Here is a 623-nt window from a genome sequence, read left to right as displayed (position 1 = left end):
CGACATCTACACCTACCTGAAGGCGCATGGTTCCGAAGCCATCGGACGCGGACGCCCTGCCAAGAAGGAAGCCAAGAGCGATGTCTTCTCCGAGAATGAAAACGCCTGCATGGGGTCGTGACCGGCGCCACCTTCTCGCGGTGGCGCTGACGGCCCTGATGGCCTTCCATGCAGGGCCGGGCGAGGCGCAAACCTCTGATCTTGTCTCCCGGACGTCCTTCAGGGTTTGCGCCGACCCCGCCAACGATCCGATGTCGACCGAGGACGGCTCGGGCTTCGAGAACGCGCTGGCCGAGCTCATCGCGTCGAAGCTCGAGCTGCCGGTGAGCTACACTTGGTATCCGATGGCGACGGGCTTCATCCGCAACACGCTGAAGGCGGGCAAATGCGACGTGGTGATGGGCTACGCGCAGGGTCACGAGCTGGTGCTGAACACCAACCACTACATGACCTCGACCTACGTGCTGGTGGTGCCGAAGAACGGCGCGCTGGCCAAGGCCGAGCGTTTCGCCGACCCGGCGCTCGCCGAGGCGCGCATCGGCGTCATCGCGGGCTCGCCGCCGGCGACGCACATGGCCAAGGCCGGGCTCATCGGCAAGGCGCGGCCCTACCACCTCGTGGTC

The 623-nt window shown here is 66.1% G+C and carries 1 protein-coding gene and 1 pseudogene; both read left to right on the top strand.

Annotated elements, in window-relative coordinates; genetic code table 11:
• A pseudogene (locus HC022_RS29590) lies at positions 1 to 121 on the top strand (c-type cytochrome, methanol metabolism-related); the annotation flags it as partial.
• 37 nt (positions 122 to 158) lie between these two features.
• The coding region (locus tag HC022_RS28275) for a transporter substrate-binding domain-containing protein (protein ID WP_254885307.1) at positions 159 to 623 on the top strand (465 nt) is incomplete at its 3' end.

The organism is Salipiger sp. HF18 (assembly GCF_011806505.1).
GTDB classification, from domain to species: Bacteria; Pseudomonadota; Alphaproteobacteria; order Rhodobacterales; family Rhodobacteraceae; genus Salipiger; species Salipiger thiooxidans.
This window is presented reverse-complemented; position numbering and strand designations above follow the sequence as displayed.